The 7,786-nt window shown below is 44.9% G+C and carries 4 protein-coding genes and 1 pseudogene; 4 read left to right on the plus strand and 1 reads right to left on the minus strand.

Features of this window, described 5'->3' with window-relative positions; genetic code table 11:
* Positions 1-193: 193 nt before the first annotated feature.
* The 4 genes and pseudogenes from IM485_RS08920 to IM485_RS08935 all read left to right on the plus strand — a co-directional run.
* Positions 194-490 (plus strand): annotated as a pseudogene (locus tag IM485_RS08920) (transposase); the annotation flags it as partial.
* Between the two features lie 278 nt (positions 491-768).
* On the plus strand, positions 769-1,656 hold the full coding sequence (locus IM485_RS08925) for a succinate--CoA ligase subunit alpha (RefSeq protein ID WP_104396249.1): 888 nt from the start codon (positions 769-771) through the stop codon (positions 1,654-1,656).
* Positions 1,657-1,962: 306 nt separating this feature from the next.
* The gene (gltB, locus tag IM485_RS08930; protein WP_287742513.1) at positions 1,963-6,567 is read left to right on the plus strand and encodes a glutamate synthase large subunit; all 4,605 of its coding nucleotides are present in this window, start codon (positions 1,963-1,965) and stop codon (positions 6,565-6,567) included.
* A 69-nt stretch (positions 6,568-6,636) separates the two neighbouring features.
* Positions 6,637-7,689 carry a DNA cytosine methyltransferase gene (locus IM485_RS08935; RefSeq protein WP_287742515.1) on the plus strand — a complete coding sequence of 351 codons (1,053 nt, stop codon included), beginning with the start codon at positions 6,637-6,639 and terminating at the stop codon, positions 7,687-7,689.
* Here the strand turns inward: IM485_RS08935 and IM485_RS08940 are convergent.
* Positions 7,679-7,786: transposase (locus tag IM485_RS08940; RefSeq protein WP_271928149.1), on the minus strand; the 108-nt coding region annotated here is incomplete at its 5' end. The two genes, IM485_RS08935 and IM485_RS08940, sit on opposite strands and share 11 nt — an antisense overlap.

Below are 7,786 nucleotides of genomic sequence, written 5' to 3' on the forward strand. Positions count from 1 at the left end.
GTAATATTCCTTGTTGACACCCTTACTGACAAAGAAAAAACTGAAATCAAGTCAGGATAAGGGTTGGAGTGCTTACTGCAAAAATTGTTAAGAAAGATCCCTATAAGGGATAGCTTATTAAGGGGGGATTAAGGGGGGATCGAACCTAAAATCCATTTTTAATTTAATTATAACCAGCTACTTAATTGAAATGACTATAATTCCCTGGGAAAAATTTGAAGAAGAATACGCAAAAAGCTTCCCTGAAAATAAGGGGGCGCCCGCCTTACCATTTAGGGTGGCATTGGCATCATTAATTATTCAATAAAGATTAGGAATAAGTGATAGAGAAACCATCGAAGAAGTTAGGGAAAACCATTACCTCCAGTATTTTATTGGGCTAAAAAACTATCAAATAGAAGTCCCCTTTGATGCCAGAATGATGGTATATTTTCGGAAAGGAATTAACTTAAATCTCCTTAACAAAATTAACCAAGAAATGGTGAAAAAAGGACGAGAAATTCTCGATGGCAAAGAATCTGGTGCCAGAGTGGACGGTGAGCTTGTCGAACCGCAGAAGAGGGAGGAGAAGAAAGTGAGACAGTGAGTCAGACGTGAGACATTTCTTTTGCCTCTTGCATGAGTGACTCTTGCCTTCAGAACCTGATTACTGTTTAATGTTTACTGACCACTGAAAAAAACTACCATCAACAGTGTCTCACTGATTACTGTTTACTGTTTACTGATTACTGTTTACTGTTTACTGAAACAACTCCCAACACTTAATATATGAAATGGACAGATAAAGATCAGATAATTATGCAAGGGATCGATCGACCCCTAGGCAAATATTATGCGGCACGATTGAAAGCTCAGGGAACCTGTTTAGTAGCGGGGGTGGCTAGTGGCCACGGTGGTGAGATAATCGCAGAGATACCAGTGTTTGATCTAGTGGCCGAGGCCGTTGCTGAAGCCGGAGAAATCAAGACCAGTTTAATTTTAGTCCCCCCCAATCAAGTCCTAGATGCGGCCTTAGAAGCGATCGCAGCAGCCATTCCCCAATTAATTATCGTCACCCCCGGAGTTCCCCCCTTGGATCTGGTGGAATTATTAAAGATAGCTAGTACCACCGGAACATTAATTCTCGGCCCCGGCAGCCAGGGTGTAATTATTCCCAATTATCTTTGGTTGGGTATTTGTGAACCCAGTTTTTATCAATCGGGGACAATCGGTCTGATCACGCGTGGCGATCGCATAGGGGATGAAGTGGCGAAAACTTTAACAGCAGCGGGGTATGGTGAATCTATGGCGGTAAATTTGGGTACTGACGGCATTATTGGCTCCAATTTGTCCCAATGGTTGCAGGTTTTCGAGGAAGATGACAATACCGAGGCGATTCTCCTCGTCAGTCAGGTGGGAGGAAAGGCCGAAATCGAGGCAGCCAAATATATTGCCTCGGCGATCGAAAAACCAGTGATTGCCTATCTTGTGGGGTTAAATACAGCGATTGAAACCAATTTCGGCGATACAGAAACAATTATTTCTAACCAACTTTCCTACTCTGTTGCCGCTAAGAATACCAGAAAAGATAGCCTACGTCATTTTCAAGAAGCTGGGGTGACAGTGGTGGAAAAATTAGCCGATTTACCCGCCTCTTTAGCTAAAGTTTTGTCCTGAATTTGACCCCATTGCCTCAATAATATTTATAATCAGACAATATTCCGTCAAAATAAGCACCTAGAAGGATGTTTCACCCCCATCCTGCCTAGGGGATTTTCGATGACAATTCCTGAGAGCTACTATATCATGGTAGATCACCTGTGATTCCTCAGACCGGCCAAGATAAAGATGGCAACAGGCAAAAATTAGGAAAAATCAGCGACAATCGAAACGGCAAGATCAAAAAAAATTCTCTTCTAGATTGACCCTTTCAGCAGACCAACTATCCCACCCTTCTAGACAACGACCGTAAGGATAACTTCTATGGCGCAACAAAATAACCCAAAAACCGACAATATACACCAAATCGATCCCTATTGGGGTCCCCGATGGCTCGTAGAGGAACGGGACGCTTGCGGAGTCGGTTTTATTGCCGATGTGCGCGGTTCTGGCAGCCATCAACTGATTGAACAGGCCCTTTTAGCCTTAGGTTGTTTGGAACACCGGGGAGGCTGCAGCGCCGATCAGGATTCCGGTGACGGTTCCGGTATGATGACCGCTATCCCCAGGTATATCCTCGCTCCTTGGTTTGCCGAAAATGGCTTAAATATGCCAGAATCTGAGCGACTAGGGGTGGGTATGGTCTTTCTTCCCCAAGCGGCCCAAGAACGCGCCGACGCTAAAGCACACATCGAGGAAATTGTCAATAAATATAATATTAAGATTTTAGGTTGGCGCGCTGTTCCCGTCCGTCCCGAAGTCCTCGGAAGACAAGCAAGGGAAAATCAACCCTACGTCGAGCAAATTCTGGTGACTTCCCCCGATTTAGCCGGTTCTCAATTCGATCGCCTACTCTATATTGCCCGTTCTGAAGTCGGTAAGCAACTGGCCGATGATTTCTATTTCTGCTCCTTTTCCTGTCGCACCATTGTCTATAAAGGCATGGTACGGGGCGAAATCCTGCGAGAATTTTATCTAGACCTGCAAAATACCGCCTATAGCAGTCAATTTGCTATTTATCACCGTCGTTTTAGCACCAATACCCAACCGAAATGGCCCCTCGCTCAACCGATGCGCTTATTGGGTCATAACGGCGAAATTAACACCCTTTTGGGCAATATTAACTGGATGTCGGCCCGGGAACCCGCTTTAGAAACGGAAGGTTGGACCCACGAAGAATTACAATCCCTGACTCCCATTGTTAACCCCGCTAACAGCGACTCCTATAACCTCGATAGCGCCCTAGAATTATTGGTGAGAACCGGTCGCAGTCCCCTAGAAGCAGCTATGATCCTAGTGCCGGAGGCCTACAATAATCAGCCGGATTTACAGGATTATCCCGAAATTATCGACTTCTACGAATACTATAGCGGTTTACAGGAACCCTGGGACGGTCCGGCTTTACTGGTATTCAGTGACGGGGGAATCGTCGGCGCTTGTTTGGATCGCAACGGTTTGCGACCGGCCCGTTATAGCATTACTAACAACGGTTATATCGTCGTTTCCTCGGAAGCGGGAACTATTCCCCTCGATGAAACCACCATTATCGAAAAAGGTCGTCTCGGCCCCGGTCAAATGCTCGCGGTGGATCTGGAAAAAGGCGAAATTAAGCGTAATTGGCCGATTAAACAGGAAATTGCCCGAGCTAATCCCTACGGTGAATGGGTTAAATCCCAACGCACCTTTATTGACAAAGAAACAGCGATCGACATTCCCGCTCCTAGTCATCTCCTTCCCCGGCAAACCGCTTTCGGTTATACTGCCGAAGATGTGGATATGATTATCGTTCCCATGGCAGAACAGGGAAAAGAACCGACTTTCTGTATGGGTGATGACACTCCCCTAGCGGTCCTCTCCAGTAAACCCCATCTTCTCTACGATTACTTTAAACAACGTTTTGCCCAAGTTACTAACCCCCCCATCGATCCCTTACGGGAAAGTTTAGTCATGTCCTTGACTATGTATCTGGGACGACGGGGCAATATACTTAAATTAGGGGTTGATGACGCACATTTACTGAAATTAGACTCTCCCCTGCTTAATAATGCGGAATTAGCCAAAGTTAAAACCTCTAGCTACAAAACAGCCGAACTTTCTACCCTTTATGATCTGACCACCGGACCGAGGGGATTAGAAACTGCGATCGCAAATTTGTGCGCTGAGGCTGCCAAGAAAGTAGCATCGGGAGCAGAAATTTTAATTCTCAGTGACAGAAATGCTCCTATTGACGAAAAAACTAGCTATATTCCCCCTTTATTGGCCGTTGGTGCCGTCCATCATCACCTGATTCGCTCACACTTGCGTTTAAAAGCTTCGATCGTGATCGACACGGCCCAGTGTTGGAGTACCCATCACTTCGCTTGTCTAATTGGTTATGGCGCTTCCGCAGTCTGTCCCTATCTGGCCCTAGAAACGATCGCCCAGTGGTGGATCGAGCCAAAAACCCAGAAATTGATGGAAAATGGCAAATTAGAAGCTATTAGCCTCGAAAAAGCCCTAATTAATTACCGCAAATCCGTAGAAGCAGGATTACTGAAAATCCTCTCGAAAATGGGCATTTCTCTCCTATCTTCCTACCATGGGGCGCAAATTTTCGAGGCGATCGGATTATCGGCAGATTTAGTTAAACTAGCTTTTAACGGTACTACCAGTCGCGTCGGGGGTTTAAGCATTGCTGAAGTGGCCCAAGAAGCGATCGCATTCCACAGTAAAGCTTTCCCCAATCTTACCGCCAAAAAACTAGAAAACTACGGTTTTGTCAACTACCGTCCGGGGGGAGAATACCACATGAATTCCCCGGAAATGGCGAAAGCACTCCATAAAGCCGTGGCCGCTCACTCCCAAGGGGAAGGATATGACCATTACGAAACCTATCGTCAAATCTTGCAGGAAAGACCTGTCACCGCTTTACGCGATTTATTAGAATTTAACAGCGATCGAGCCTCAATTGCCATCGAAGCAGTAGAATCGATCGAAAGTATCCTGCAACGCTTCTGCACAGGGGGAATGTCCCTCGGTGCCTTGGGCCGGGAAGCACACGAAACCCTAGCGATCGCCATGAATCGCATCGGAGGTAAGTCCAATTCTGGAGAAGGGGGAGAAGATCCGATCCGTTACACCAGCTTAAGCGATGTGGATGCCGAGGGACATTCAGTGACCATGCCTCACCTAAACGGCTTAAAAAACGGTGATACAGCCAATTCTGCCATTAAACAGATAGCTTCGGGCCGTTTTGGAGTCACTCCCGAATACTTAATGAGTGGAAAACAGCTAGAGATTAAAATGGCCCAGGGAGCAAAACCGGGAGAAGGAGGTCAATTACCCGGGAAAAAAGTCAGTCCCTATATTGCCATGTTACGGCGATCAAAACCGGGAGTAACCTTGATTTCTCCCCCTCCTCACCACGATATCTACTCGATCGAAGATTTAGCACAATTAATCTACGATTTACACCAAATTAACCCCCGGGCCAAAGTTTCCGTCAAATTAGTGGCCGAGATCGGTATCGGTACAATTGCGGCCGGAGTTGCCAAAGCTAACGCTGATATTATCCAGATTTCTGGCCACGATGGTGGTACAGGTGCATCACCCCTAAGTTCGATCAAACACGCGGGTAGTCCCTGGGAATTGGGAGTAACGGAAGTGCATCGGATGTTAATGGAAAATCAACTGCGTCATCGGGTGATTTTGCGCGCAGATGGGGGACTGAAAACCGGTTGGGATATCCTCATGGCTGCTCTCATGGGTGCGGAGGAATTCGGTTTTGGTTCCATTTCCATGATTGCCGAGGGGTGTATCATGGCCCGCGTCTGTCACACGAATAATTGCCCTGTGGGAGTCGCTACTCAGCAGGAACGTCTCCGCGCTCGTTTTCCAGGAATTCCCGCTCATGTGGTCAATTTCTTCACTTTGGTGGCTGAGGAAACGCGGCAATTATTGGCGAAATTAGGCTATCACAGTTTAAATGAGGTGATTGGCCGAGCAGATCTGTTAAAAGTGCGCTCCGATGCTCGTTTAACTAAGACAGAATCCCTCAATCTTGATTGTTTATTGAATTTACCCGATGGACGTGGCGATCGCTCTTGGTTGCAGCACGAGGAAGTACATAGTAACGGTGCTGTCCTCGATGACGATATTCTAGCCGATAGCGAGATTAAACAGGCGATCGAGCAACAGGGAACCGTCAGCAAAACCTACAGGATTGTCAATACCGATCGCTCTGTCGGGGCGAGAATTGCGGGGGTAATTGCCCAAAAATACGGGAATGACGGCTTTGAAGGCGAAATTAAGCTCAATTTCCAGGGTGCGGCCGGTCAAAGTTTCGGATCCTTTAATTTACCCGGTGTCAATCTCCATTTAGAGGGAGAAGCTAACGATTATGTGGGTAAAGGCATCTACGGCGGCGAAATTGTCATCTTACCGCCCCAAAACGCCAATTATCAGCCCGAAGATAACGCTATTATCGGTAATACCTGTCTCTACGGGGCTACCGGTGGGGTATTATACGCGAATGGTCGGGCCGGTGAACGTTTTGCTGTCCGCAATTCCACCGCGAAAGCAGTTATCGAAGGGGCCGGGGATCACCTCTGTGAATATATGACCGGTGGGGTAATTGTCGTGCTTGGTTCCGTCGGTCGCAACGTCGGCGCCGGGATGACGGGAGGATTAGCTTATATCCTTGATCCGTCCCTACCGGAGAAACTTAACCCCGAAATTGTCAAGATTCAACGGGTTGGCACGGCTGCCGGTGCGGAACAGTTAAAATCTTTAATTGAGGCCCATGTAGAACGCACTAATAGCCCCAAAGGTAAGTTAATTTTAGCTAATTGGGATAGCTATCTCGGTCAATTCTGGCAAGTGGTCCCTCCCTCGGAAGCGGATAGTCCCGAAGCGCAAATTAGCGCGGAGAAAACCTTAACTTCGGTGTAATTTCCTCGGGGTGCGTTACTCTTTGTTAACGCACCCATTGATTAATTTCTTTGATGTCATAATTTGGCAATGACAAACGAAAAACTCAGATTTATCGATCTTTTTGCTGGTATTGGAGGGTTTAGATTAGCTTTTGAGAGCGTTGGTTATGACTGTGTATATTCTTGTGAAATAGACGAAAACTGTCGAAAAGTATATTTCAATAATTTTCAAGAAATTCCCGATCAAGATATTAGAAAAATTGCTATCCATGACCTGCCTGATTTTGAAGTGTTGACAGCAGGATTTCCCTGTCAACCCTTTAGCATTTCTGGAAAACGAGCCGGATTTAGAGATACAAGGGGAACTCTATTTTTTCACATCTGCGAAATAGTAGAATTAAAAAAGCCGAAAATAATTCTTCTGGAAAATGTTAAACACCTAATTCACCTCGACAAAGGCAAAAACTTAGATATTATTTTGCATTCTTTGGAAGAACTGGGTTATTTAGTTGATTATAAGCTCTTAAATGCCAAGGATTTTGGTGTGCCGCAAAATCGAGAAAGAATTATTATTATTGCTACCCAAAATAAAAAATTTAATTTCAACTCATTAAAATATACTTCACCAATACCTAAGTTACGCGATTTTCTGTCTCCTCAAGGCAATTTTGAATACTTAGATAAAAAAGAATATACTCTCATTGATAATCCTACCTTACAACCATCAGGATTAATTTTTGTCGGTTATCGCAATAAAACTATCTGGAAAAAAGGTATCAGACCAAATACAGAACATTTATCCCGGGTTCATCATCAACCTAACCGAATTTATTCGATCGATGGAGTACATCCTACTATACCATCTCAGGAAACATCTGGACGTTTTTTTATTTATATACCCGAACAAGATCAGGTGCGTAAATTAACTATCCAAGAATGCTATCGACTGATGAAGTTCCCCGATAGCTTTCAAATTCATCCTAACTTAGCTGAGTCTTATAAACAGGTGGGTAATTCGGTTTGTATTCCCATGATTCAAGAGTTGGCTATTGCCATTAAGAAACATATTTTTGAAAACAATTCTAGAGTATCCTTAAAGGGCTCTTCTGGTTTTCGTGTGTTAATTTTTGTTATGAATTAAAGCAAGCAAACAGCTTAAGTCGAAGATGTTGAAAATTGGTAAATCCATAACTCATTCTTTTAATAAGCTTTATTTTGGTATTCATTCCCTCAATTAA

Source organism: Microcystis sp. M169S2 (assembly GCF_020245865.1).
Lineage (GTDB): Bacteria > Cyanobacteriota > Cyanobacteriia > Cyanobacteriales > Microcystaceae > Microcystis > Microcystis ichthyoblabe_A.